A 25771-nucleotide genomic window follows, 5' to 3' on the forward strand; every position below is an offset into this window, starting at 1 on the left:
TAAGAGTTCACTGCGTGTCAGAGATAAATTATGAAAATTCAAAACAGTGCTGTATTTCAAGAAATGCAATCAATGGCTTTAGAAGCCGGCCGTAATAATCAAACTAATAAACTGCCAACTCAGGTGCAGTCTACTTCTACAGCACAATTTGGCGATATGCTAAGTGATGCAATAAATTCAGTGCACGGGTTACAACAAGATGCCGCGCAAAAAGTAACAGCAGTTGAGATGGGGGATCGAAGTGTATCTCTTGCTGAGGCGATGATTGCTTCTCAAAAATCGTCAGTTGCTTTTGAGGCTACAGTACAGGTTCGTAATAAACTTGTTGAAGCTTATAAAGAAATCATGAACATGCCTGTTTAATTAGGTAGTGGAGAATTATTGTGGCGCAATCTAACCAATCTACAGACCTAGCACTTGCTGGTGGCGGTATTGACCAAAGTGGTGGTGGTGATGATCAACAAGAACAAAAGTCAGGCTACTTAAGTGCTTTAAATGGTGTTGATGTATTGCGCCAAGTAACATTGGTTATAGCATTGGCTATTTGTTTAGCTATCGCGATTTTTATTATTATTTGGGCTCGTCAGCCAGATATGCGCCCGTTAGGCAAAATGCAAACAGAAGAGCTTATTCAAACATTAGACTTTTTAGATGCGCAAAAAATTGAATATCAACTTGATGGCAATGTTGTATCGGTTGATGAAAGCGAATACCAAAACATTAAATTGCTAATGACCCGCGAAGGGTTAGAGCAAGGCCCTGCATCTGGCTCTGACATAATTATGCAAGATATGGGCTTTGGTGTAAGCCAACGCTTAGAGCGCGAACGCCTTAAACATGGCCGCGAGCAACAACTTGCCCGCACCATTGAAGAGCTAAATAACATTACTCGCGCCAAAGTATTGTTAGCCATCCCTAAAGAAAACGTATTTGCCCGCAGAGAGAAAAAACCATCCGCTACTGTTGTATTAACACTTAAGCGTGGCCGCTCACTTGACCGTGAAGAAGTAGACTCTGTTGTTGATATGATTGCTTCAGCAGTACAAGGCTTAGAGCCTGCACGTGTTACAGTTACTGACCAAAATGGTCGATTATTAAATTCAGGTTCGCAAAGCTCATTAGCAGCACGCTCTCGTAAAGAATACGATTTAGAACGCAAGCGCGAACAAGAGTATCTTGAAAAAATAGACAGTATTTTAATACCGGTTGTTGGGCTTGCAAACTATACAGCTCAAGTTGATTTGAGCATGGACTTTAGCTCAGTTGAGGAAACTCAAAAGCGTTATAACCCAGACCTACCAGCGGTTAGAAGCGAAACCACATTTGAAGAAAATAACATTGGTGGTTTAGCTGTTGGTATTCCTGGTGCGCTTACAAATCAGCCACCGCTAAACTCAAACATCCCTGAAGTTGCAGGACAAGGCGGCGCAGGCACAGCTACGTCACCAACACGTAGCCACAAAGAAGCAACACGTAATTATGAACTCGATACAACTATTTCTCACAAGCGCCAGCAAAGTGGTGTAATACGCAGAATAAGTGTGTCAGTTGCTGTTGACTATGTCCCTAAAGTGGGAGAAAACGGCGAAACAACTATGGCCCCGCGCTCGGTAGAGGCATTGTCAAATATTCGTCGCTTATTACAAGGTGGTGTAGGTTTTGATATGCAACGTGGTGATGCACTTGAAGTAGTAACAGTGCCGTTTGTACGTGAAGCAACAAATTTAGCAATAGAAGTGCCACTGTGGGAACAAGACTGGTTTATGAAAATAGCCCGCCTTGTACTAGGCGCCTTAGTTATCATTGTATTGATAATGGCAGTAGTAAAACCAATGCTTAAGCGCTTAATTTACCCAGACGATACACTAGAAGAATACGACGAAGATGCATTAAGTTCAGGCGTAGATATTGGCGACAATACACTTGATATGCTAAATAAAGACTTTGATTCTGCTTCGGTTGGTTTCTCAAGTGATGGTACACTGCAGTTACCGGATTTACATGGCGACGAAGATTTACTTAAAGCAATTCGTGCCCTTGTAGCTAACGAACCAGAACTATCATCACAAGTAGTGAAAGCGTGGTTAACAGAAGATGACTGATCAAGAACAAAAACAACTCCCGCCAGCCTTTGATGTTGATAAGCTAGATGGGGTAGATAAAGCCGCTATATTACTTTTGAGTTTATCAGAAGAAGATGCCGCGCAAATCCTTAAACACTTAGAACCTAAACAGGTGCAAAAAGTGGGTATGGCAATGGCTGGGCTACAGGATTTATCTCAAGCTAAAATTAGCGCTGTACACAACTTGTTTATAGAACAAATTCAAAGCTTTAGTACCATTGGTTTTCAGTCAGAAGACTTTATTAAAAAAGCGCTTACAGCAGCACTTGGTGAAGACAAAGCCGCTAGCCTTATTGACCAAATTGTTATGGGCTCAGGTGCTAAAGGCTTGGATTCATTAAAATGGATGGACTCTAAGCAGGTAGCAAACATTATTCGTAATGAGCATCCGCAAATTCAAACCATTGTATTATCGTATTTAGAGCCAGAACAGTCAGCTGAGATTATTGCTCAGTTCCCTGAAAAAGTGCGTTTAGATTTAACAATGCGTATTGCAAACCTTGAAGAAGTTCAGCCAGCAGCACTGCAAGAGCTAAACGAAATTATGGAAAAACAATTTGCCGGCCAAGCAGGTGCACAAGCCGCTAAAATGGGTGGCTTAAAAGCAGCTGCAGATATAATGAACTACCTAGATACCAATGTAGAAGGGCAGTTAATGGACTCTATTCGTGAGCATGACGAAGAGATGTCGCAGCAAATTCAAGACTTAATGTTTGTGTTTGAAAACTTAATGGATGTTGAAGACCGTGGTATTCAAGCAATCCTTCGAGAAGTACAACAAGACGTATTAATGAAAGCAATTAAAGGCACCGACGATGCCCTTAAAGATAAGATACTGGGCAATATGTCTAAGCGTGCAGCCGAAATGCTTGCTGATGATTTAGAAGCTATGGCACCTGTTCGTATAAGTGAAGTAGAAGCGGCGCAAAAAGAGATTTTATCAACAGCGCGTCGTTTATCTGACTCAGGTGAAATTCAGCTGGGCGGCGGCGGTGGCGAGGAGTTCTTGTAAACCATGAGCAAACTCAAAGGGCGCACACTTCGGGCTGATGAAGCAGATGAATTATTAAAAAACTGGGCTATTCCAGATGTAGCACCAGATGAGAGCAGCTTTGGCAATCGCTCTACAGCTTACGGTACACCGCTTAGTGATCTGTATAAAAAAGAATTAGCTGAAGAAATGCCAATTGATGAGCCACAAGAACCAGAATTGCCTGCGCTTACTATGATTGAGCTTGAACGCATTAGGCAAGACGCCTACGAAGAAGGCCTCAAGCAAGGTCATGAGCAAGGCTACATAGACGGTTTTGAAAAAGGCGTTGGCGAAGGTAAAGAAGCAGGTTACAAAGAAGGGTTAGGGCAAGGTAAAACACAAGGCCTTGAAGATGTAAAACCATTAATTGAAGAGCAGTTAACAAGTTTAAAAGCCATTTTAGAGGGACTTACTGCACCGCTAGATAAAGTGGACGAACAAGCCGAGAAGCAATTAGTACAACTTGCTAGCATGTTGGCGGAAGCTGTTATTTATCAAGAAGTAAAAACATCGCCAGGTGTGATTTTACACACGTTAAAGCAAAGTATTAATTCACTTAATGCGGAGCAAGAAAAAGTACGAATCCATTTAAACCCCGAAGACTTAGAACTCATAAAAGAGAGCTACGGCGAACAAACCATTATTGATAATAACTGGCAACTAATGGCAGAACCCACTCTTGAACGCGGTGGCTGTGAAGTTAAAACAGCGCAATCGTCACTCGATATGACTCTAAAAACACGTGTCAAAGAAACGTTGGATAGTTTTTTGCATAATAGTGGTATCTAACTATTTTATTGGCGTGTTATGTCAACTCAACGTGCACCTTTAAGCGAACGCTTATCTCAATATCAACAACATATTAAAACCCCAGCGCCTGCTGTGGCAGGTATTTTAACGCGTGTTGTTGGCCTTACCCTTGAGGCTAGAGGTTTACGTGCACCCGTTGGTAGCCAATGTAAAATAGAAACCATGAACGGCTTTGTAGACGCCGAAATAGTCGGTTTTAACGACCAAACTTTGTACTTAATGCCTAACGATCATATCTCTGGTGTACTACCTGGTGCGCGTGTTATTCCTCAAGTTAATAACTTAGGTTTGCCTGTAGGGATGAGTTTATTAGGCCGCGTTGTAGATGGTTTAGGCCGGCCGCTAGATGGCCTTGGTAAAATTAATGCTGAGCATCATTTAAAGTTTGCACAAAATACTATAAACCCGCTTTCTAGAAGACCAATCACTAAGCCTATGGATGTAGGTGTGCGAGCTATTAACTCGGTAATTACAGTAGGGCAAGGCCAACGTATGGGGTTGTTTGCAGGCTCCGGTGTGGGTAAATCTGTACTTCTCGGTATGATGACCCGAGGTAGCGAAGCCGATGTTATTGTTGTTGGCTTGGTGGGGGAGCGTGGCCGCGAAGTAAAAGAATTTATTGAAGAAATACTCGGTGTAGAAGGACGCAAACGCTCAGTTGTTGTCGCAGCACCCGCTGATTCATCACCACTTATGCGTTTAAAAGGCTGCGAGAGCGCCGTAACTATTGCAGAGTATTTTAGAGATCAGGGTTTAAATGTATTATTGTTACTCGATTCGGTAACGCGTTACGCAATGGCACAACGTGAAATTGCACTTGCTGTAGGCGAACCGCCGGCAACCAAAGGTTATCCGCCTTCGGTGTTTGCTAAATTACCTGCGCTGGTGGAACGTGCTGGTAATGGCGGTGAAGGGCAAGGTTCAATTACCGCCTTTTTTACGGTGTTGAGTGAAGGCGATGATATGCAAGACCCTATTGCTGATGCAGCGCGAGCTATTTTAGATGGCCACATTGTATTATCGCGTGATTTAGCCGACAGCGGGCACTATCCCGCTATAGATATAGAAAAATCGATTTCGCGTGTTATGCCTCAAGTCGTTTCTGAACCACACATGCAACAAGCCCGTGTACTTAAGCAAGTTTATTCAATGTATCAACAAAACAAAGATATGATTACTTTAGGTGCTTATCAAAAAGGGACCGATCAAATGCTCGACCAAGCCATAAATATGATGCCAAGAGTGAATGCATTTTTACAACAAGGTATGCGGGATGTCATTAGTTACGATGATGGTCTGCAAGGTCTTGCTCAGTTACTAGGACAAGCATAATGGCTAAAAATAAACTCGATTTATTGCTCAAAATTGAAAATGATAAAGAAGAAAATTTGCGCATGAGTTACTTACAAGCCAATCAAAATTTGCAAGCAAATCAACAAAAGCTGCAAGGCTTAAATAACTTTAGACTTGAATATTCTCAACAGTTACACCTAAAAGGTAAGTCGGGTTTATCTAGTGCAGGGTTTGGTCAGTACCATGCTTTTATAGCTAAAATTGAAGAGGCAATTCGCCAACAAGCAAGTACAGTAAATACCGCTAAGCAAGTTGTTACTCAACGTAAAACGCTATGGCTTAAGCAGCAAATTAAAGCTAAAGCAGTTGCCAAATTAATCGAGAATCAAAAACTCAAAGCAAATGCATTAATGGCTAAAAACGAGCAAAAAATGTTAGATGAGTTTTCAGCTAATCAGTTTTTTCAACGTCGGAAAGCTTTGTAATTCAGGCACGTTAATTGCTTTGTTACTTAGTGGTATTTAACTTTTGGCGGTATGCGGTGGCATATTGCCGTAATGGTATTAGGTGATTTATGGCGATGAATAACATTTCGTTTTTAGTTTCTTCTGAAAAAGATTCACTGTTAGCTTTTAAAGACAATAGCTTAGCTAATGGCGAAGGAAATTTAGGCGAGGAATTTTTAAGCCAGCTAAACGAAGCGCATAACTCTATGGGGCCTTTGCTTAAGGGCAATAAAAATCCCGATGCCGAAAACTCGATTGCCATACCTAAGCATAAACAGCCAGAAGAAAATGAAAATCTGAGCGTAAAGCTAGATGAAATAACAACAGACGAAGTTACTTTTTTATCTGTTGAGATGCTTGATCAAATTAATTCAGCACAAGCAATGAGCACCTCGATTAATAAGCCGTTCGATGCAACTAAAAGTATAGAATCAGAAGATGCAGAGTTAGAAACCACCTCAGTAATTTTATCTGCTAATACAAGTGATGAAGTAACGACTGAAGAAGCGAATACAGCGAGTGTAGTGCAAAATCCAATTGCCACTAATGTAGACTCTAAAACGGCTAAATTAATTGATTCAAAAAGCGATAACTTAAGCTCACTACCTTTGAGCTCTTTACCATTAAATGAAGGCAAGCATCGGAAAAGTGGTGTTGCTGAAGCTATTGAAGGGCCATTAAATTCTATAAATAAAAAGCCAGATGACAGCCCTGGCTCTACAGTAGAAAAACCTGAATTTGCATTAATGAGTTCTAAAGAGCAGCTAGGACAAAATAAGTCTGCTGATAAAAATAATATAGTTTTGCCAACACCCACCGACAAAGCGGGTGTTACTCAGTCTCCTTTAGCCACAACTGAAGCTGATAATAATGCAGCAATAGATACGTTAATGACTAAAGATGCGAGCTTAATTAAAGCTAATAGCGTTATTGCTAGTTTAACGCCTGAGCAGCGCTCACAACTTAACGCGCAAGTTAAGGTATTAGAGAACGCTGATTCAACAAATAGCGCAACAAGTAACACTTCAAATCTTAAGCAAATGCTTGCACAATTTATTACTGATAACGAAAAAGCGCAAAGCACGGTAACAAAACACTCTTTTAGCGCAGAAATAAATTCACTTAATACAACTGAAAAACAAAGTTTATTAACGCAATTAAACGCATATATTAAAACAGAGCAGCCTAAAGGCGAGCAGTTGTCAGTGCTTAAGCAAACAGTTAATGAGTTAAAAGCTTCTATTGAAATTGGGCTTGCTGATACCGCTAAATCAGACTCAAAAACGTTTGTGGCCTCAGAGACTCCTAATACAGTATATGATCCACAAAAGTTAAGCTTAAAGGCATCTACAAACGAAGGCGCGGATATTAATAAAGCCGTAGCAACCTCAGCTAAGCGTGATGATTTATTAAAATCATTTGAAGAGTTACAAAAAGATGGGCTTAGAAAAATAACGGCAGAACAAACTCCTGGACGCGTAGCACAAGTATTTACGCAAATTACAGCCGCTTTAAATACTCAGCAAACGAGCACATTAAGCCAATACGACTCATTAAGTTACGAGCAGAGCTTACTTGATACCCAAATAATTCAAACTCAACAATTACAAAGTACATCACAAGTTAAGCAAGTAAGTATTGATCCAGGTGTAATGCAGGCAATTAATATTGTTAAAAGTGATGCAGCTAAATTACTGCAAGAGCGCGTTAGCTCAATGTTGAGCATTAATAATAAAGAAGCAGAAATTCGCCTCGATCCTCCAGAAATGGGCAGCATGCAAATACGTATTCGTAGCGATGCAGAACAAGCACATATAAACTTTGTTGTACAAAACCAGCAAGCCAAAGAAGCGCTTGAACAATCAATGCCGCGCTTACGTGAAATGTTAGCGCAACAAGGGCTAGAGCTTGGTGAAAGCACTATTTCTTATGGGCAATCAGGTGGTGAAACAGCTGAGCAAAGTGAGAGTGGAGCCCAAGGTAATTTGGCTAATAATAAGTCAGTTAATGATGAAAATGACGAGCAAGCAAATAACACTGCACAAAGTTCTCGACAACAAACTTCATCATCAATAGATTACTATGCCTAAGTACTGCTATTATAATAGTTAAAACAAGCAAGTACCTTTGCGATTAAAGGAATCATGATGGCTGAAGAAGCAAGTTTAGAAATCGAAGAAACCGGTAAAAGTAAAAAGAAACTAATAATAATCATAGTAGCTGTACTACTTATTGCAGGTGGTGCTGCGGGTTACTTTTTTATGTCAGGTTCGGATGCGCCAGTTGAAACCTTAGATGAAGAGACTGCGATGTCGACTGATGCTGCTCCTGCAGCTTCTGGTTCATCAGCAGAAGTTGGTAGTGCTTTATATGTTGCTATGCCACGCCCATTTGTATTTAACGTGCCTGGCTCAAGTCGCGATAGAATTGTACAAATTAAAGTACAATTATTAGTACGTGGCGAAGTAAATGAAGAAACAGCCAAAAAACATATTCCACTAATAGAAGGGACGCTATTAAGCGTGTTTTCTACTACAACAGCTGATGAATTAAGTACGAGCTCTGGTAAAGAAACACTTCGTTTTTCTGCACTTGAAAAGGTACAAAAAGCCTTAATGGATGTTGAAGGCAGTAAAGTAATTGAGCGGGTATTGTTTACCGGCTTTGTGATGCAATAAGGGGTTAGCGTGAGCGATTTATTATCCCAAGACGAAATTGATGCGCTATTACATGGCGTTGATGACGTTGAAGAGGAAGATATACACGAAGGTGAAGATGGCGGGGGAAGTACGCTTCAGTACGATTTTTCTTCGCAAGATCGGATCGTACGTGGTCGTATGCCGACGCTGGAAATTGTTAACGAACGCTTTGCTCGTCATATGCGAATTAGCCTATTTAATATGATGCGTCGCACCGCAGAGGTGTCTATTAACGGCGTGCAAATGATTAAGTTTGGCGAGTATATTCATACTTTATTTGTTCCAACCAGTTTAAATATGGTCCGTTTTAGGCCTTTAAAAGGCACTGGCCTGATTACCATGGAAGCACGACTTGTGTTTATTTTGGTAGATAACTTTTTTGGTGGTGACGGGCGTTATCATGCGAAAATAGAGGGCCGAGAATTTACCCCAACAGAGCGCCGGATTGTACAAATGCTCCTTAAAATAATCTTTGAAGATTATAAAGAAGCATGGGCACCGGTTATGGATGTATCGTTTGAATATCTCGATTCAGAAGTAAACCCAGCTATGGCGAATATTGTAAGTCCAACAGAGGTTGTGGTTATTAGCTCTTTTCATATTGAGCTTGATGGCGGTGGCGGCGATTTTCATATTGCACTTCCGTATTCGATGCTTGAGCCAATCCGAGAGCTTTTAGATGCGGGTGTTCAATCTGATACAGAGGATACCGACTTACGTTGGAGCAAAGCACTTCGCGATGAAATAATGGATGTTGAGGTTGATATGTCGACTCAGTTACTTGAAGTTGATTTGACCTTAAAGCAAATTATGGAATTAAAAGCAGGTGATATTATTCCGGTTGAAATGCCTGAGCATATAACCGTATTTGTTGAGGAACTCCCTACATTTAGAGCCAAGATGGGTCGCTCTCGCGATAATGTTGCGCTTCAAATTAGTGAAAAAATTAAACGACCTGATTCAGTTAAATCTGAGCTGCATGTATTTACCAAAGGCGGCAAGAAAATTGACTCAGATGCAGAATTAGCAGAACTAGAAGATGATTTACACCTCTCTGACGGTGTAGACTTAGACTGGTAATTGATTAAAAGGTTAAAAGTATGAGCGATGATCAAGACACAATGGATGAATGGGCAGCAGCATTAGCAGAAGCCGAAGGCCCAGATGATAGTGGCGAAGCACATGTTGCAGAGCTTGATGAGTTAAGTGATTCAAAACATGAAATGAGTGGTGATGAAAAACGAAAACTCGACACTATTTTAGATATCCCCGTTACTATTTCAATGGAAGTAGGGCGCTCTAAAATCAACATTCGTAACTTACTGCAACTTAATCAAGGCTCTGTTGTTGAGCTTGACCGTGTTGCGGGTGAGCCGCTAGACGTGCTAGTTAATGGTACTTTAATCGCTCATGGCGAAGTAGTTGTAGTAAACGACAAATTTGGTATTCGCTTAACTGACGTGATAAGCCAAGTAGAGCGGATCAAAAAATTACGATGAGCTTATTAGTTGCTTTAACGACTACCGTTTTTTCAAAAGCAGATGTGGCAACACCCACTGGGGATATACTCTCTATGGTGCTGTCGCTTGTAATGGTGCTAGTACTGATTATTGTACTGGCATTTTTTGTTAAAAAGCTTAACCCTAATTTAGCAAATAGTGATGAGTTTAAAGTAGTTAGAAGTCTACCTTTAGGTTCTCGCGAGCGTTTAATGGTTGTTGAGATAGATAATGCTCAGCATTTACTTGGTGTAACTCCCCACAGTATTAATTATTTACACAAGTTAGAAACCCCATTAAGTGAAAAAGAACTGCCTGAACTCGCTAAACGATTTGGTAAACTTTTAAACCCGCAATCAAACCAAAATAAAAAGAATTAAACCTATGACAAAGTGGCTGCTTATTATTTTTGCCATGGTGTTTGTACCAAATGTAAGTGCAGAAGGAATTGATGCCCTTACCATTACAACAAACGCTGATGGCACACAAGATTACTCAGTAACGTTACAAGTTTTAGCAATTATGACGGCGCTGAGTTTTATACCGGCCGCCATAATTATGATGACCTCTTTTACACGAATTATTGTTGTACTCGCCATTTTGCGCCAAGCAATTGGCTTACAGCAAACACCGTCAAACCAAGTGTTATTAGGTATGTCACTTTTTTTAAGTATTTTTATAATGGCGCCTATTTATCAGCAGGTAAACGAGCGAGCTATAGAGCCTTACTTAAATGAGCAGGTTACATCAGTAGAGGCTTTAGAGCTTGCTAAAGAGCCAATGAAAGCATTTATGCTTTCACAGGTGCGTTTAAAAGATTTAGAAACGTTCGCTAAAATTGCTGGTTACGATCAGCTAAATTCGCCACAAGATACGCCATTAATAGTGTTAATACCGGCCTTTGTAACCAGCGAACTGCAAACGGCATTTATAATTGGGTTTATGTTTTTTATCCCATTTTTAATTGTTGATTTAGTGGTCGCTTCGGTATTAATGGCGATGGGTATGATGATGCTTTCCCCCATGATAGTGTCCTTACCGTTTAAAATTATGCTGTTTGTACTTGTTGATGGTTGGAGCTTAGTGATGGGGACTCTAGCTAAAAGCTTTGGTTTAGGGACTTAGTATGCAAAGCATTAACATGACCCAACAATAGGAGTACAACATGGAACCGGAAATTTTTGTTGATATTCTAAGTGACGCGCTGTTTTTAGTTATTAAATTGGTGTCTGCAATCGTTGTCCCAGGCCTAATTATTGGTTTAGTGGTTGCTGTGTTTCAGGCGGCAACATCAATCAATGAACAAACGTTGAGCTTTTTACCTCGTTTATTAATTACCATTAGTGCGCTAATTGTAGGTGGGCACTGGCTTACTCAAGAACTGATGGATTTTTTTACTCGCCTAGTATTACTTATTCCTGAAATTGCAGGTTAAACGTGGAATACCCCTTTGCTGTCGTTATTCAATGGTTGAGCGATTTTTTGCTGCCCCTAGTACGCATTAGCTCAATGATTATGATTATGGCTGGTTTAGGGGCTAAAAATGTCCCTACGCGTATAAAAATGGGGTTATCAGTTGTTGTAACTTTTCTTGTCGTTCCTGTTCTGCCGCCCGCTACATTCACTAATTTATTTTCGTTTGAGATGATTTTAGTCGTTATTCAACAAATGCTGATTGGTGTTGCTATTGGTTTTGCATCTATACTTTTATTAAATACCTTTGTTTTAGCAGGGCAAATACTTGCGATGCAAACCGGTTTAGGTTTTGCTTCGGTTATTGACCCCTCTAATGGCGCGAGTGTGCCTGCTGTGGGTCAGTTTTTCCTTATTTTGGCCACTCTGTTATTTTTTGCTTTTAACGGTCATTTAATGATGATTCAAATGGTGGTGCATAGTTTTCAAGTGCTACCCATTGATGGCACATGGTGGTCTGTAGATCATTACTGGGACATAGTGACTTGGGGCGGCTGGATGTTTACTACAGCACTGGTACTCTCACTTGCACCACTTACCGCAATGCTCGTTATTAATATGTCGTTTGGGATTATGACGCGTGCAGCGCCGCAATTAAATATTTTCTCTATTGGTTTTCCGTTTACCTTGGTAGCTGGGCTTATTATTATTTGGGCAACACTAGGTAACTTTGTTACTCAGTTTGAGTTTCAATGGTTAAAAATGGTTGAGCTAATGTGTACTTTAGTTGGTTGCTCACCTTAGGAGAAAGTCATGTCTGAAGACTCAGGACAAGAAAAAACAGAAGAACCCACATCCAAAAAGCTTGAAGAATCTAAAAAGAAAGGCCAAATAGCACGCTCAAAAGAGTTAGGTACCATGTTTGTACTTATTTTTTCGGCTATATCGCTTTTGATGTATGGTCCTGAAATTGGTAAAGGTTTATACAATGTAATGGGCCGAACCCTTAGCTTAAACCGCAACGAAGCCTTTGATACCACTAAAATGTTTGCCGTGTGGGGAGAGGTTGCAGACGCGTTGATGTTTCCTATGGCTATGTTTGTGTTAATTATCGTTTTGGCTGCATTTATTGGTAATACATTACTCGGTGGTTTTAACTTTAGCTGGGAAGCTGCTGCACCTAAAGCAAGTAAAATGTCGCCAATGAAGGGCTTTAAGCGGATGTTTGGCCCACAAGCGGCTATTGAGCTTGTAAAGTCACTTTTAAAATTTGGTTTAGTAGCAAGTTTTGCAGTGTTTTTAATTAATACTTATTTTGATGAAATACTGCATTTAAGTTTAGAAAGTGCGCCGGGTAATATTATTCATGCCTTAGAGATTTTAGGGTGGATGTTTTTAGGCCTTTCGTGCACTTTAATTGTTATTGCCGCCATTGATGCACCATTTCAAAGTTACAACCATAACAAACAACTTAAAATGACAATGCAAGAAATTAAAGATGAGTATAAAAACTCTGAAGGTGACCCACAAATAAAAGCGCGCATTAGGCAAACACAAAGGCAAATGTCGCAAAACCGCATGATGCAAGATGTTCCTGACGCTGATGTTATTGTTACGAACCCAACTCACTACTCTGTAGCATTAAAATACGACACGGAGCGCGCAGGTGCGCCTATAGTGCTTGCTAAAGGCATTGATGAAATGGCGATGCAAATTCGAAAAGTAGCAATAGGGAATGAAGTACCTATATTAGAATCCCCCATGTTGACCCGAGCGCTTTATCATACGGCTGAAGTAGGAGAGCAAATACCCGATCAGCTATTTACCGCAGTAGCGCAAGTTTTAGCGTATGTATTTCAGCTTAAGCGCTTTAATAAAGGGCGCGGTAAACGTCCAACTAAGCTCAATAAAAAGCTGCCAATCCCCGATGCCTACAAGTATTAAACCGTTAACTGAGTAACTTGGAATAGTTATTGCAAATTCTACGTAGTGTCAATTTTTTGAAATTGTAGAATTATGAGTTTTAAAGCGGTATTACAACAACTTAACAGAGACAAAAAAGACTATGCCAAAGGGGTAGGTACACCTTTGCTTGTGCTTGCTGCCTTGGGAATGGTGATTTTACCACTACCGCCATTTTTACTCGATATCCTTTTCTCGTTTAATATTGCTCTCGCGTTAGTGGTTTTACTTGTAACTGTTTACACGATGAAGCCAGTTGAATTTGGTATTTTCCCCTCTGTATTACTAATCGCTACAATTATGCGCTTAGCACTTAACGTTGCCAGTACTCGAGTTGTGTTACTTGAAGGCCATAATGGTGGTGACTCTGCCGGTAAAGTAATTGAAGCGTTTGGCTCAGTTGTTATTGGTGGTAACTACGCTGTTGGTTTGGTTGTGTTTTTAATCCTGATCATTATTAACTTTGTAGTAATTACTAAAGGTGCTGGTCGTATTTCTGAGGTATCTGCGCGTTTCACCCTTGATGCAATGCCGGGTAAACAAATGGCAATTGACGCCGATTTGAACGCAGGCTTTATCAGCGCAGAACAAGCGCGTGACCGCCGCGAGGAAGTAACTCGCGAAGCTGATTTTTACGGCTCAATGGATGGTGCGAGTAAATTTGTAAAAGGTGATGCGATTGCAGGTATTGTTATACTAATCATCAATATTGTTGGTGGTTTATTTGTCGGTATGATCCAGCACAATTTGAGTTTTGGCAATGCAATGGAAGTATATACATTACTTACCATCGGCGATGGCTTAGTTGCTCAACTCCCTTCTTTACTGCTTTCAATTGGTACCGCGATTGTTGTAACACGCCAAAATGAGTCGCTCAATATGGGGGACCAATTTAAGAAACAACTAGGCAACGAAAAGTCACTCTTTATTGCATCTGGTATTTTGATCATCATGGGCTTAGTGCCTGGTATGCCGCATATTGCTTTTTTAAGTTTAGGTGCGTTACTGGGTTACTTAGCTTACTACACACAGCAAAGTAAATTAAAAGCTGCTGCGGCAGAAGCTGAAGAGGCCGCTAATGGCGGAAGTGTTGCAACGGGGGTTGCTAATAAACAAGAACAAAAAGAACTAGGCTGGGATGACGTTCAGCAGGTTGATGTAATTGGCTTAGAAGTCGGTTATAGATTAATTCCGTTAGTGGACCAATCACAAGGTGGTGAGCTACTTAATCGTATTAAGGGGGTGCGTAAAAAGCTTTCTCAAGAGCTTGGTTTTTTAGTGCCGCCGGTACATATACGCGACAACTTAGAGCTTGACCCTAATGCTTACAGAATAACGCTAATGGGGGTTTCAACCGGTGAAAGCGAGCTTAAGCATGGCGACGAGCTAGCGATTAACCCAGGACAAGTATTTGGTCCAATTAAAGGGGTTGAAACAAAAGATCCTGCGTTTGGCCTTGATGCCGTATGGATCAAGCCTGATCAAAAAGATGAAGCACAATCACTAGGTTATACCGTTGTAGATTCAGCCACGGTAGTTGCCACTCATATTAGCCAGTTATTAACTAACAGTGCAGCGTTATTACTAGGGCATGAAGAAGTTCAAAACCTACTTGATATGCTTGCTAAAAGCCATCCTCGCTTAGTGGAAGGACTAGTACCTGATGTATTGCCATTAACTGCTATTGTAAAAGTACTACAAAATTTATTAAATGAAGGCGTGGCTATTCGCGATATGCGCTCAATTGTTCAAACCCTTGTTGAGTATGGCCCACGTAGTCAAGACCCTGATGTATTAACGGCTGCAGTGCGTATTTCACTGCGTAGATTAATTGTTCAAGATGCGGTGGGAATGTCATCAGAAATCCCTGTCATAACCTTGGCGCCTGAGTTGGAACAGATGTTGCATCAGTCATTACAAAATGCAGGCGATGAAGGTGCCGGTATTGAGCCAGGACTTGCAGAGCGACTTCAAGTGTCATTGACACAAGCGCATCAAAATCAAGAAATGGCCGGCGAACCTTCTATATTGCTAACGTCAGGAATGTTACGCACTGTGTTATCTCGTTTTGTTAAGTACACCATTCCAGGATTGAGAGTGATGTCTTATCAAGAGGTACCAGACGAAAGACAGATCAAAATTGTAAGCTCGGTAGGCCAACAATAAGATTTTAACAGGGGTTGAATCATGAAAATTAAACGTTTTTTTGCTAAAGATATGCGCACAGCACTTAAAGAAGTTAAAGATGAGTTAGGTGTTGATGCGGTTATTATGTCAAATAAAAAACTGGCTAACGGTGTAGAAATTGTAGCGGCAGTTGATTATGACAAAGCAGCCCCTAAAGTAGCAGCGCAACCACAACGCCCTGCAGAGCCGCGTACTCAGGCGCCACAACAAAGCATGCATAACTTTGTAAAACCAGAGCCACAGCGTGCCAAGCCTGAGCCTCAAGCAAAAGTTGCTGACAGCCTACAAGCATTATTAGAGCGTCAATCACCGCGTCCTCGTTCTCCTGAGCTTGCATCGATGTTTTCACAATCGGGTATTGATACTACTGATAACTATCAAGAACCTGATATGGGGCAGCGTACTAAAAATATGTTTGCTCCTGAAGCTGCTGCGCCAGTTCGTCCACAAACTCAAGCGGATAGCTTAGGCTTTGATGATTTAGACCGCGACTTTGATGATTTAGATAGCCCAGTAACCACTCGCCAACAAGCACCTAATAATGAAAGCGAAGAAATGACAACAATGCGTGAAGAAATGAACGCAATTCGTCAATTACTTGAGCACCAAGTATCAGGCTTGATGCAGCAAGATATGGCGCGTCGCGATCCAACACGCGCTTGTATGGTTGACCGTTTAGTCGGTATGGGCATTGATAAAGAAGTAGCACAGCAAATGGCATGTTTTGTACCTGATGATGTGTCTCGTAAGCAAGGTTGGAAAGCATTGTTAACTATGGTCGAAGATCAAATGCAAACAACCAATAATGAAATACTTCGCCAAGGTGGTGTATATGCGTTAGTGGGTCCAACAGGTGTGGGTAAAACAACGACTGTTGCTAAGCTTGCAGCTCTAGGCGCACAAAAATATGGTGCCGATAAAGTGGCGTTAATAACCACTGATACATACAGAATTGGTGCTTATGAACAACTTGCAACATATGGTCGTATTATTGGTTGTGGTGTTAAGCAAGTTAAAGATGCTAATGAATTAGCTGAAGTTTTATATCATTTACGAAATAAACGTCTAGTATTAATTGACACAGCAGGTATGAGCCAGCGAGATTTACGTTTAACTGAGCAATTAAACACGTTAATGCGTAACCAACGTGTAGATATTCGCAGCTACTTAGTACTTAGCGCGACAGCACAAATTAATGTATTGCAAGAAACTGTACGTCACTTTAAAAAAGTACAGTTAAGTGGCTGTATTTTCACTAAGTTAGACGAATCATTAAGTTTGGGTGAGATTATTAGTATTGCGATTCAAAATCGCCTTCCAATAGGGTATCTTACTAATGGTCAACGAGTACCAGAGGATATTCGTGTTGCAAATGCTGAGAAACTAGTTAAAAAGGCTGAGCAATTATATTTAAAAAGAACAAAAGAACAACATTCAAGGCACCAAGCAGTGGCGCCAAGCACAGTAGGGATGTATGATTAACACAGTATTAGATCAAGCAAGCGGCCTGCGCAAAATGAGTCAAAACAATAACAACGGCGTAAAAGTTATCGCTGTAACCGGTGGTAAAGGTGGAGTAGGGAAAACAAATGTTTCTCTAAATACAGCTATTGCACTTGGGCAGCAAGGTAATCGAGTATTAGTGCTGGATGCTGACTTGGGTTTAGCAAACTGTGATGTGATGCTTGGTTTACGTGTAGAGCGTAACTTGTCACATGTCTTGTCTGGTGAATGTGAGCTTGATGAAATTTTAGTTGAAGGCCCTGCAGGAATTAAAATTGTACCCGCTACATCGGGTTCGCAAAGTATGGTTGAATTATCACCATCTGAGCATGCTGGGCTAATTCGTGCGTTTAGCGAATTGAATACCGAATTTGATATTTTAATTGTAGATACAGCTGCTGGTATTTCAGACATGGTACTGAGCTTCTCGCGTGCAGCGCAAGATGTAATGGTTGTTGTATGCGATGAGCCGACATCAATCACCGACGCTTACGCACTTATTAAAGTATTAAGTCGTGAGCACGGCGTTTATAAATTTAAAATTGTTGCCAATATGGTGCGCAGTATGCGTGAAGGCACTGAATTGTTTGCAAAGCTATCTAAAGTTACCGACCGCTTTTTAGATGTATCAATGGAGCTAGTAGCAACGGTTCCTTATGATGAAAATATGCGCAAAGCAACACGTCGTCAAAAAGTAATAGTAGAGCTCTTTCCAAATTCGCCAGCCGCTCTTGCGTTTAAAACGCTGGCAACAAAAGCAGTTAAATGGCCAATACCCAACCAACCATCTGGGCATTTAGAGTTTTTCATTGAGAAACTAGTAAACGGTTAATTATGACAACACTGGTGAATAGAGCTATGGGATATCAATCAACACAAAATTTAAATGTGATTGTTGAGAAGCATGCATCACTTGTTAAAAAAGTGGCATGTCATCTAATTGCTCGATTACCACCTAGCGTTCAACTTGATGATTTAATTCAATCAGGAATGATAGGCTTAATAGAGGCTTCGAAAAACTTTGATGCAACAAAAGGCGCAAGCTTTGAAACTTTTGCAGGTATTCGTATTCGCGGTGCTATGCTTGATGAAATGCGCCGTGGTGATTGGGCTCCTCGTTCAGTTCACCGTAAAAACAGGCAAGTTGCAGAAGCAATTACTGAGCTAGAAAGTAGTCTGAACCGCGAACCAACGGACATAGAAGTTGCTGAAAAACTTGAAATTTCGCTCAATGAGTACCATCATATTTTAAATGATGCGAATACGAGTAAAATATTAGGCATTGAAGACCTTGGTGTAGATGAGGATGTTATTACTCCTGTAGGCCAAGATTTAGCACAAGATAAACCTTTTAATAATGTTAAAAATGATAGGTTTAATGAGTCTTTGCTAAGTGCAATTAAGTCATTACCAGAGCGTGATGCAATGGTGCTTTCTTTGTACTACAACGATGAAATGAATTTAAAAGAAATAGGACATATACTCGATGTAAGTGAATCGCGTGTAAGTCAGATACATGGTCAGGCGATGATTAAGCTTAAAGCTAAAATCAATGACTGGATAAATTAGTAGTAAGTAAACAAAGGTTAATACCTCACTGGGGGATGTTTTGGATAAAAACATGAAAATTCTTGTAGTTGATGATTTTTCAACAATGAGACGCATTATAAAAAACCTGTTACGTGACTTAGGTTTCACTAACGTTCAAGAAGCTGATGATGGGTCTACAGCTTTGCCTATGTTGCAAAATCAAGTGTTTGATTTTGTAGTTACGGATTGGAATATGCCTGGAATGCAGGGTATTGATCTTTTAAGAGCAATACGTGCAGACGATAAGTTAAAACATATCCCTGTATTAATGGTAACGGCAGAGGCTAAAAAAGAACAAATAATAGCTGCAGCGCAAGCTGGTGTTAATGGTTATATTGTTAAGCCATTTACGGCTGGAACATTAAAAACTAAATTAGAAAAAGTATTTGAACGCTTAGGCTAATGATGGGGGAGAGGCTTATGCCAGCACCAGCTGCGCCTCAAATAACGTTAGAACAAGCTCGTCAGCTCGTTGTTTTTTTAGAAAATGATGAGCAAGACAAAGCAAATCAGTTGATTTTAGAGGCTGCATCTAAAGAGCAGTCTGAATTATTTGCTGAAGTTGGAAAGTTGACTCGTCAACTGCACGAAGCCCTTAAAAGTTTTGAGCTTGATACTCGCTTAACTGATATAACGACAGATGCGATTCCAGATGCTAAAAAGCGGCTTAATTATGTTATAGAAATGACAGAAAATGCGGCTAATAAAACAATGGATGCAGTGGAGGCCAGTTTACCTATAGCCCAACAGTTAGCGGACGAAATATCTCATATCAAACCGACATGGGATCGTTTAATGAGCCGCGAAATTGAGCTTGGTGAGTTTAAGCAACTTTGCCATAGCATCGATAAGTTTATGAACAACTCTCATCATAAGACTGATGAGCTTCAAAGCTTAATGACAAATGTACTGATGGCTCAAGACTATCAAGACTTAACAGGTCAAGTTATTCGCCGTGTTATTGAACTTGTTAGGGAAGTAGAAGAAAGTTTACTTCATCTTTTAACTGCGTTTGCTGAACAAGACGACACTGACAGCACCGCGAATAAAGTAGAACAACAAAAAATAAAAGAACCAGTTGCCACACAAACTTTAGCAGGTCCTGAAGGCCCTATTATTGATAAAGAATCGCGTAATGATGTTGTATCTGATCAAGATGAAGTTGATGATCTTTTATCAAGTTTGGGCTTCTAAGAGGAGAGTAACTGCATGTTTGAAGTCGATGAAGATATTTTACAAGACTTTCTTGTAGAGGCTGGAGAAATCCTAGAGCTTTTATCTGAACAGTTAGTTGAGCTGGAAAATAATCCAGAAGATACCGAGTTACTAAACGCTATATTTAGAGGTTTTCACACTGTAAAAGGTGGTGCAGGCTTTTTAGCTATGACAGAACTTGTTGATGCTTGTCACGGTGCTGAAAACGTATTTGATTTACTACGTCAAGGCGTGCGAACAGTCAACTCAGAGTTAATGGATGTTATTTTACAAGCACTAGACACCATTAATGAGATGTTTGCGACTATCCAAAACAGAGACAAGCCTGAACCTGCAGATCCTGAATTACTTCATACTCTTCATATCTTAGGTCTACCTCCAACAGAAGCCGAAGCCACTGAAGCCTTTTCACAAACAGAGGTTGAACAACCTCATAATGAAGTGGTGGATACACCGGTAGCTGATGATGAAGATCCGTTTGCATTTGATGAACTATTTAGCGGAGCGCCTTCGGTTAGCGATGCTGAAATAGATGAAATCACTGAAGACGAATTTGAAAGCTTACTTGATGAGCTGCACGGTAAAGGACAAGGTCCTGCAGTTGAAAAACCAGTAGCAAGTAGTAGTGATTTTAGTGGTGATATTACTGATGATGAATTTGACAGCTTATTAGACGAGTTACATGGTGTTGGCAGTTTTGGTGAAGTTACGAGCAAACCTGAACAAAATGATGCCAATAAAACACCTGTAGAATCTGCTATACCAGCTGTAAATACAGTTAATTCATCAGATGATGAAATTAGTGATGACGAATTTGAAGCGCTTCTTGATGAACTTCATGGTAAAGGCACTGCTCCTAAATCGATAGAAAGTGCGCCAGCTGCAAAACAACCTGAACCTGTTTCACCGCCAGCTAAACAAGTGAGTGAACCAGTAAAAAAAGCTGAGCCAGCTAAAGCTCCTACTCCAAAACCAGTTGAAAAAGCGCCAGAGAAGCCAGTAGCTAAAGTACCACCAGCAGCAGCTCCAAAAAAATCAGCGCCACCAGCAGCAGAGACCACTGTTCGCGTAGATACAAAACGACTCGATCAAATTATGAATATGGTTGGTGAGTTAGTTCTTGTACGAAATCGTTTGGTTAGTTTAGCGACTAACTCAGACAGTGAAGCGATGGGTAAAGCAATCTCTAACTTAGATGTGGTGACTGCGGATATTCAAGGTGCGGTTATGCAAACGCGAATGCAACCAATTAAGAAAGTATTTGGTCGCTTCCCTCGCGTTGTACGCGATTTAGCACGTAGCTTGAATAAAGATATTGATTTAAAGCTTATTGGTGAAGAAACCGATCTAGATAAAAACTTAGTTGAAGCACTTGCCGATCCGCTTGTGCATTTAGTTAGAAACTCAGTTGACCATGGTATTGAAATGCCCGCTGTTCGTGAAGCTGCAGGTAAGTCTAGAACAGGTAATGTTACTTTATCAGCGTCTCAAGAGGGCGACCATATTTTGCTAACCATCAAAGATGATGGTGCAGGTATGGATGCTGAAAAACTGAAAAAAATTGCAATTAGTAAAGGCGTACTCGATCATGACCAAGCGAGTCGACTTTCTGACACCGAAGCATATAACCTGATTTTTGCACCTGGCTTTTCTACAAAAGAAGAAATATCTGATATTTCAGGCCGTGGTGTAGGAATGGACGTAGTTAAAACTAAGATCACGCAACTTAATGGCTCAGTAAGCATTCAGTCTGAACTTGGTGTTGGTACTATTTTAGAAATAAAAGTACCACTTACCTTGGCTATATTACCGACATTAATGGTCGTTGTTGGCGCACAAACATTTGCGTTACCACTGGCTGGTGTTAGTGAGATATTCAATTTAGATTTAACGAAGACGAATGTAGTTGATGGGCAATTAACAATTATTGTGCGTAAAAAGGCGATACCGTTATTTTACCTTGAGCATTGGTTAGTAAAAGGCTCAGATCGTTCTCAGCGAAAATCTAAAGGTCACGTCGTTATTGTACAAATTGGTACGCAACAAATAGGCTTCGTTGTTGACTCATTAATTGGCCAAGAAGAAGTAGTGATTAAGCCGCTTGATGCGTTACTTCAAGGAACGCCAGGTATGGCAGGGGCTACAATAACTTCAGATGGCGGCATTGCACTGATTTTAGACGTTCCAAACATGTTAAAACATTACGCAGGCTAATAATAAAGTAGGTATATATTTAATATATACCTACGCATAAATTTAATAAGAGAGCTAAATGGCCGTTAAAGTTTTAGTTGTTGATGATTCAAGCTTTTTTCGCCGTAGAGTAAGCGAAATCCTTGAGCAAGATAGCGATATACAAGTTATAGGCTTTGCTGTTAATGGCAGAGAGGCTGTTGAGAAAGCAGCTCAATTGCGTCCTGACATGATCACCATGGATGTCGAAATGCCTGTGCTTGATGGTATTAGCGCAGTTAAAGAGATAATGGCGAGTAACCCAACTCCTATCTTAATGTTTTCATCACTTACACGTGATGGTGCAACAGCAACGTTTGATGCGTTAGATGCTGGCGCAATGGATTTTTTACCGAAAAAATTTGAAGATATTGCGCGCAATAATGAAGATGCAATTAAGCTTTTGCAAAGTAAAGTAAAAGATATAGGACGAAGACGTTTACCGCGAACATTTAGAGCGGCAACACCAGCTAAACCAGCCATTTCAACTAAACCAACAAGTTCACTTTCGCAAAGAACAAGCACATCAACAACTCAAATCAAGCAGCCTGATAGAAGCTTTCAAAGAGCTGCGTCTGTTGCATCGACAAGTTCAAATGTTGCCTCAATGCGAGCAAGTGGAAAACAATATCAACTTTTAGCTATAGGTACTTCTACAGGTGGTCCTGTTGCTCTGCAAACTATATTGACTCAATTGCCTGCTAGTTTTTCTCTCCCTATTTTACTTATTCAGCACATGCCCGCTGCATTTACACCTGCGTTTGCAGCGCGCTTAAACGGTTTGTGCCAAATAAAAGTGAAAGAAGCACAACAAGGCGATCGCTTACAACCAGGAACTGCTTATTTAGCGCCTGGCGGGCAGCAGATGATGGTAGAGGGGCGTGGAGCAAATAGAACGCTGCGCGTATTTGAAGATCATAGCGAGAGAATAAGTTATAAACCAAGCGTAGATGTAACGTTTGCTAGTGCAGCTAAAACGTATCAAGGCGATGTACTTGCTATTGTTTTAACAGGTATGGGCGCTGATGGTCGTGATGGTGCAAGAATGTTAAAACAAACGGGGGCAACTATTTGGGCACAGGATGAGAAAAGCTGTGTCGTTTATGGAATGCCCCAAGCAATTGCTAATGCGGGGCTTTCAAGTGAAAGCTTAGCATTGAGCGATGTTGCAGCACGTATAATGAGAGAGGTAGGTTGTGGATAAACTCTCAATATTTGGACTATTGGTAGCACTTGGTGCAATAGGTTTAGGCTATTCTTTAGAAGGCGGTGTTGTTTCAGCTTTATTTAATGGCCCTGCGCTTATTATTGTACTTGGTGGCACGCTTGGCGCTGTTATGTTGCAAACCTCTGCTAGCACATTCAAAAAAATGCTAAATATGAGCTCGTGGGTTTTTGTTGCACCACAATACGATATTGAAGACGCAATAGAGCAAGTTAAACGATGGTCTCATAAGGCACGTCAAGAAGGTTACTTAGCGCTTGAGAATGAAGCCTTAGCTCACCCAGATGCGTATGCAGCAAAAGGTTTAAGCTTACTTGTCGATGGCTGCTCAGAGCAAAAACTACGAGACACGCTTGAAATTGATTTACTGCTAGAGCGCGATCGTTTGCTTGAAGCCGCGCGTGTTTATGAAGCAATGGGGGGTTACAGCCCTACCATTGGTATTTTAGGTGCGGTGCTTGGCTTAATACAGGCAATGTCGTTTATTACCGATCCACAAATGCTTGGCGCCGGCGTTGCAACGGCATTTATTGCGACCATTTATGGTGTTGGTTTAGCTAATTTATTGTTTTTACCTATGGCAAATAAGTTAAAACAGCGTGTAGAGCAAAAAATGCTTTACCATGAAATGCTTGCTGAAGGCGTTATTGCAATAAGCATAGGTGAAAGCCCAGTAAATATAGAATTAAAGCTTGAAGCCTATCGTGTAGAGCGCCCTAATTTAGTGGACGAATAACATGTTACGCCGACGACTTCGTCACTCTGCTGCTAAAAGTCAACATACCGAACGTTGGCTTGTATCGTATGCCGATTACATGACTATTATGTTTGCTTTTTTTGTGGTTCTGTATGCGATAGCGATTAATAAAGAAGAACAATTCCAAATATTGTCAGATTCCCTTGAACAGGTTTTTGATAAGTCAGCTCGCCAATACTCCCAGCAAGGTGAAGGTGTCAACGGTAATGGAATATTGACAGATAGAGTGACACCTGAACAAGAAGTTCTTTATGGCGAAAGTATATTAAAAGAAGAGCAAGGTCCTGAGCTACTCGACGGCCAAAGTGATACAAGCAATATCCAGCAAAAGTATTTAGGCAAACCTCTTGATAGTTTATTAATTAAATTACAGTCAGCGCTTATTGATGAAATCCGTGATGGAGAAGCCAGTTTAGAGCTTAACCAAGATTGGCTGATTATAGAGCTAAGCTCAGGTATGTTATTTTCAAGCGGTAGTTCAGTTGCACACTCTCGAGCAAAGCAGGTCGTCAAGATTGTTAAAGATATTATTGCACCAGTAGATAACTATGTAAGAGTACGAGGTTATACTGATGATGAAAGTATTCGTAATGAGATATTTCGTTCGAACTGGGAACTGTCGGTAGCTAGAGCCACGTCAATTTTAGTAGAGCTGGAAGCATTAGGCATTAATTCAGCTAGAATGGCGATAGAAGGTTATGGCCAATATTCACCTTTTGCAAGTAACGATACAGAACAAGGGCGCGCAGAAAATCGTAAAGTTGTTATCGCACTTTCTAAGTATGGATTACCGCCAAAACAAGAGGTTAAAAGTGACGGGCAAGCTGATGAGCCTGCAGTGATTGAACCTGAAATTGAACTTCCTTCAGATGACGATACAATAAAAGTAATTCGTTTGCCTCATGGCGGTATTCGCATAACAACGCGCAATGAACAGTAATTAGGATGTAATGTGAAGATTTGGACTGTCGCTAATCAAAAAGGAGGGGTTGGTAAAACAACAACCGCAGTGAGCCTTGCCGGTATTTTGGCATTACAAGGTAAACGTGTATTGCTTATAGATACAGACCCTCATGCGTCACTCACTTATTACTTTGGCATTGACTCAGAGGATTTAGAAGTCAGTGTGTACGATATTTTTGCCCGTGGTACAAGTATGCAAAGTGAAGAGATACTCCAAGCTTTGTGTCCATCAACACTTCAAAACTTGGATATTTTACCTGCGACTATGGCAATAGCTACGCTTGATCGAAGTATGGGTAATAAAACAGGGATGGGGTTAATACTAAAAAAAGCGCTTGCAAAAATTAGCGAACATTACGATTATGCCATTTTAGATTGCCCTCCAGTTTTAGGGGTGTTAATGGTCAATGCGCTTGCAGCAAGTGAGCGAATTTTAGTGCCAGTGCAAACGGAGTTTTTAGCACTCAAAGGGCTTGATAGAATGATGCGTACTATGGATTTGATGCAATCCTCTCAAGCAAAAGATTATCAATATACTATAATTCCTACCATGTACGACAAACGTACTAAAGCATCGTTAGAAGCATACAAAACATTGCAAAGTACATATGGTGATAAAGTTTGGCCAGGTGTGATACCGGTGGATACCAAATTTAGAGATGCAAGCTTTGCACAAAAAGTACCTGTAGAGTATTGTCCTCGCTCGCGCGGTGTATACGCATATAAAGCACTGCTAGAATATTTAATTGAACAAGGTTAAT

The 25771-nt window shown here is 40.7% G+C and carries 26 protein-coding genes; all 26 read left to right on the forward strand.

The features are described from left to right. Window positions 1-30: 30 nt before the first annotated feature. The 26 genes from fliE to H5126_RS14440 all read left to right on the forward strand — a co-directional run bounded on the left by fliE (window position 31) and on the right by H5126_RS14440 (window position 25770). Window positions 31-363 (forward strand): flagellar hook-basal body complex protein FliE, encoded by a 333-nt coding sequence (gene fliE, locus H5126_RS14315; protein ID WP_039484631.1) that lies wholly within the window; start codon window positions 31-33, stop codon window positions 361-363. Between the two features lie 20 nt (window positions 364-383). After that, complete coding sequence (gene fliF / locus H5126_RS14320; protein WP_182721180.1) at window positions 384-2102, forward strand: flagellar basal-body MS-ring/collar protein FliF; 1719 nt, start codon at window positions 384-386, stop codon at window positions 2100-2102. Beyond that, entirely contained in the window at window positions 2095-3135 is a 1041-nt protein-coding gene (gene fliG, locus H5126_RS14325; protein ID WP_007581881.1) for a flagellar motor switch protein FliG, read from the forward strand. The genes fliF and fliG overlap by 8 nt, the downstream gene beginning before the upstream one ends. A 3-nt stretch (window positions 3136-3138) precedes the next feature. Further along, entirely contained in the window at window positions 3139-3945 is an 807-nt protein-coding gene (gene fliH, locus H5126_RS14330) for a flagellar assembly protein FliH (protein WP_182721179.1), read from the forward strand. A gap of 18 nt (window positions 3946-3963) precedes the next feature. Then, a complete protein-coding gene (gene fliI / locus H5126_RS14335) occupies window positions 3964-5298 on the forward strand; it encodes a flagellar protein export ATPase FliI (RefSeq protein ID WP_002959338.1) in 1335 nt (444 codons plus the stop codon). Continuing rightward, on the forward strand, window positions 5298-5744 hold the full coding sequence (gene fliJ / locus H5126_RS14340; protein WP_002959337.1) for a flagellar export protein FliJ: 447 nt from the start codon (window positions 5298-5300) through the stop codon (window positions 5742-5744). The genes fliI and fliJ overlap by 1 nt, the downstream gene beginning before the upstream one ends. Window positions 5745-5833: 89 nt before the next feature. Then, a complete protein-coding gene (locus H5126_RS14345) occupies window positions 5834-7855 on the forward strand; it encodes a flagellar hook-length control protein FliK (RefSeq protein WP_182721178.1) in 2022 nt (673 codons plus the stop codon). A gap of 57 nt (window positions 7856-7912) precedes the next feature. Beyond that, on the forward strand, window positions 7913-8443 hold the full coding sequence (gene fliL, locus H5126_RS14350; RefSeq protein ID WP_002959335.1) for a flagellar basal body-associated protein FliL: 531 nt from the start codon (window positions 7913-7915) through the stop codon (window positions 8441-8443). Between the two features lie 9 nt (window positions 8444-8452). After that, the gene (gene fliM / locus H5126_RS14355) at window positions 8453-9544 is read left to right on the forward strand and encodes a flagellar motor switch protein FliM (RefSeq protein WP_002959334.1); all 1092 of its coding nucleotides are present in this window, start codon (window positions 8453-8455) and stop codon (window positions 9542-9544) included. A 20-nt stretch (window positions 9545-9564) separates the two neighbouring features. Further along, window positions 9565-9963: a flagellar motor switch protein FliN gene (gene fliN, locus H5126_RS14360; RefSeq protein WP_002959332.1), complete on the forward strand. Its 399-nt coding sequence runs from the start codon at window positions 9565-9567 to the stop codon at window positions 9961-9963. Beyond that, the gene (fliO, locus tag H5126_RS14365) at window positions 9960-10343 is read left to right on the forward strand and encodes a flagellar biosynthetic protein FliO (RefSeq protein ID WP_002959331.1); all 384 of its coding nucleotides are present in this window, start codon (window positions 9960-9962) and stop codon (window positions 10341-10343) included. The genes fliN and fliO overlap by 4 nt, the downstream gene beginning before the upstream one ends. A gap of 4 nt (window positions 10344-10347) precedes the next feature. Next, window positions 10348-11088: a flagellar type III secretion system pore protein FliP gene (gene fliP / locus H5126_RS14370; RefSeq protein ID WP_002959327.1), complete on the forward strand. Its 741-nt coding sequence runs from the start codon at window positions 10348-10350 to the stop codon at window positions 11086-11088. 40 nt (window positions 11089-11128) lie between these two features. Next, a complete protein-coding gene (gene fliQ, locus H5126_RS14375) occupies window positions 11129-11398 on the forward strand; it encodes a flagellar biosynthesis protein FliQ (protein ID WP_002959325.1) in 270 nt (89 codons plus the stop codon). Between the two features lie 2 nt (window positions 11399-11400). Next, window positions 11401-12180 (forward strand): flagellar biosynthetic protein FliR, encoded by a 780-nt coding sequence (fliR, locus tag H5126_RS14380; protein ID WP_024596364.1) that lies wholly within the window; start codon window positions 11401-11403, stop codon window positions 12178-12180. A 9-nt stretch (window positions 12181-12189) separates the two neighbouring features. Beyond that, the gene (gene flhB, locus H5126_RS14385; protein ID WP_024596365.1) at window positions 12190-13320 is read left to right on the forward strand and encodes a flagellar biosynthesis protein FlhB; all 1131 of its coding nucleotides are present in this window, start codon (window positions 12190-12192) and stop codon (window positions 13318-13320) included. A 72-nt stretch (window positions 13321-13392) separates the two neighbouring features. Next, a complete protein-coding gene (gene flhA / locus H5126_RS14390) occupies window positions 13393-15504 on the forward strand; it encodes a flagellar biosynthesis protein FlhA (RefSeq protein ID WP_039484610.1) in 2112 nt (703 codons plus the stop codon). Window positions 15505-15525: 21 nt separating this feature from the next. Beyond that, window positions 15526-17007, forward strand: coding sequence for a flagellar biosynthesis protein FlhF (gene flhF / locus H5126_RS14395; protein ID WP_182692825.1), 1482 nt, complete (start codon window positions 15526-15528; stop codon window positions 17005-17007). Next, window positions 17000-17860, forward strand: a complete 861-nt coding sequence (locus H5126_RS14400) for a MinD/ParA family protein (RefSeq protein ID WP_002959312.1) — start codon at window positions 17000-17002, stop codon at window positions 17858-17860. The genes flhF and H5126_RS14400 overlap by 8 nt, the downstream gene beginning before the upstream one ends. A 26-nt stretch (window positions 17861-17886) precedes the next feature. Continuing rightward, on the forward strand, window positions 17887-18597 hold the full coding sequence (locus H5126_RS14405; protein ID WP_002959310.1) for an RNA polymerase sigma factor FliA: 711 nt from the start codon (window positions 17887-17889) through the stop codon (window positions 18595-18597). A gap of 40 nt (window positions 18598-18637) precedes the next feature. After that, entirely contained in the window at window positions 18638-19021 is a 384-nt protein-coding gene (cheY, locus tag H5126_RS14410) for a chemotaxis response regulator CheY (protein ID WP_008132609.1), read from the forward strand. A gap of 17 nt (window positions 19022-19038) precedes the next feature. Continuing rightward, complete coding sequence (locus tag H5126_RS14415) at window positions 19039-19812, forward strand: protein phosphatase CheZ (RefSeq protein ID WP_182721177.1); 774 nt, start codon at window positions 19039-19041, stop codon at window positions 19810-19812. Window positions 19813-19827: 15 nt separating this feature from the next. Continuing rightward, window positions 19828-22047: a chemotaxis protein CheA gene (locus tag H5126_RS14420; RefSeq protein ID WP_182721176.1), complete on the forward strand. Its 2220-nt coding sequence runs from the start codon at window positions 19828-19830 to the stop codon at window positions 22045-22047. Between the two features lie 58 nt (window positions 22048-22105). Continuing rightward, window positions 22106-23269: a chemotaxis response regulator protein-glutamate methylesterase gene (locus H5126_RS14425; RefSeq protein ID WP_182721175.1), complete on the forward strand. Its 1164-nt coding sequence runs from the start codon at window positions 22106-22108 to the stop codon at window positions 23267-23269. Beyond that, window positions 23262-24026, forward strand: coding sequence for a flagellar motor protein (locus H5126_RS14430; RefSeq protein WP_024595391.1), 765 nt, complete (start codon window positions 23262-23264; stop codon window positions 24024-24026). The genes H5126_RS14425 and H5126_RS14430 overlap by 8 nt, the downstream gene beginning before the upstream one ends. A 1-nt stretch (window position 24027) precedes the next feature. Continuing rightward, window positions 24028-24987: a flagellar motor protein MotB gene (locus tag H5126_RS14435; protein WP_182721174.1), complete on the forward strand. Its 960-nt coding sequence runs from the start codon at window positions 24028-24030 to the stop codon at window positions 24985-24987. Between the two features lie 12 nt (window positions 24988-24999). Beyond that, complete coding sequence (locus tag H5126_RS14440; protein WP_002959298.1) at window positions 25000-25770, forward strand: ParA family protein; 771 nt, start codon at window positions 25000-25002, stop codon at window positions 25768-25770. The last annotated feature ends 1 nt before the right edge of the window (window position 25771 follow it).

Origin of the sequence: Pseudoalteromonas sp. SG45-3 (assembly GCF_014164075.1) — a bacterium.
In the GTDB taxonomy this organism is placed as follows: domain Bacteria; phylum Pseudomonadota; class Gammaproteobacteria; order Enterobacterales; family Alteromonadaceae; genus Pseudoalteromonas; species Pseudoalteromonas distincta.

What these genes read in the sequence shown, in the direction of transcription:
- fliE (WP_039484631.1), top strand. Translation starts at nt 31, where the DNA reads ATGAAAATTCAAAACAGTGCTGTATTTCAAGAAATGCAATCAATGGCT.
- fliG (WP_007581881.1), top strand. Translation starts at nt 2,095, where the DNA reads ATGACTGATCAAGAACAAAAACAACTCCCGCCAGCCTTTGATGTTGAT.
- fliH (WP_182721179.1), top strand. Translation starts at nt 3,139, where the DNA reads ATGAGCAAACTCAAAGGGCGCACACTTCGGGCTGATGAAGCAGATGAA.
- fliI (WP_002959338.1), top strand. Translation starts at nt 3,964, where the DNA reads ATGTCAACTCAACGTGCACCTTTAAGCGAACGCTTATCTCAATATCAA.
- fliJ (WP_002959337.1), top strand. Translation starts at nt 5,298, where the DNA reads ATGGCTAAAAATAAACTCGATTTATTGCTCAAAATTGAAAATGATAAA.
- H5126_RS14345 (WP_182721178.1), top strand. Translation starts at nt 5,834, where the DNA reads ATGGCGATGAATAACATTTCGTTTTTAGTTTCTTCTGAAAAAGATTCA.
- fliL (WP_002959335.1), top strand. Translation starts at nt 7,913, where the DNA reads ATGGCTGAAGAAGCAAGTTTAGAAATCGAAGAAACCGGTAAAAGTAAA.
- fliN (WP_002959332.1), top strand. Translation starts at nt 9,565, where the DNA reads ATGAGCGATGATCAAGACACAATGGATGAATGGGCAGCAGCATTAGCA.
- fliO (WP_002959331.1), top strand. Translation starts at nt 9,960, where the DNA reads ATGAGCTTATTAGTTGCTTTAACGACTACCGTTTTTTCAAAAGCAGAT.
- fliP (WP_002959327.1), top strand. Translation starts at nt 10,348, where the DNA reads ATGACAAAGTGGCTGCTTATTATTTTTGCCATGGTGTTTGTACCAAAT.
- fliQ (WP_002959325.1), top strand. Translation starts at nt 11,129, where the DNA reads ATGGAACCGGAAATTTTTGTTGATATTCTAAGTGACGCGCTGTTTTTA.
- flhB (WP_024596365.1), top strand. Translation starts at nt 12,190, where the DNA reads ATGTCTGAAGACTCAGGACAAGAAAAAACAGAAGAACCCACATCCAAA.
- flhA (WP_039484610.1), top strand. Translation starts at nt 13,393, where the DNA reads ATGAGTTTTAAAGCGGTATTACAACAACTTAACAGAGACAAAAAAGAC.
- flhF (WP_182692825.1), top strand. Translation starts at nt 15,526, where the DNA reads ATGAAAATTAAACGTTTTTTTGCTAAAGATATGCGCACAGCACTTAAA.
- H5126_RS14400 (WP_002959312.1), top strand. Translation starts at nt 17,000, where the DNA reads ATGATTAACACAGTATTAGATCAAGCAAGCGGCCTGCGCAAAATGAGT.
- H5126_RS14405 (WP_002959310.1), top strand. Translation starts at nt 17,887, where the DNA reads ATGGGATATCAATCAACACAAAATTTAAATGTGATTGTTGAGAAGCAT.
- H5126_RS14415 (WP_182721177.1), top strand. Translation starts at nt 19,039, where the DNA reads ATGCCAGCACCAGCTGCGCCTCAAATAACGTTAGAACAAGCTCGTCAG.
- H5126_RS14420 (WP_182721176.1), top strand. Translation starts at nt 19,828, where the DNA reads ATGTTTGAAGTCGATGAAGATATTTTACAAGACTTTCTTGTAGAGGCT.
- H5126_RS14425 (WP_182721175.1), top strand. Translation starts at nt 22,106, where the DNA reads ATGGCCGTTAAAGTTTTAGTTGTTGATGATTCAAGCTTTTTTCGCCGT.
- H5126_RS14435 (WP_182721174.1), top strand. Translation starts at nt 24,028, where the DNA reads ATGTTACGCCGACGACTTCGTCACTCTGCTGCTAAAAGTCAACATACC.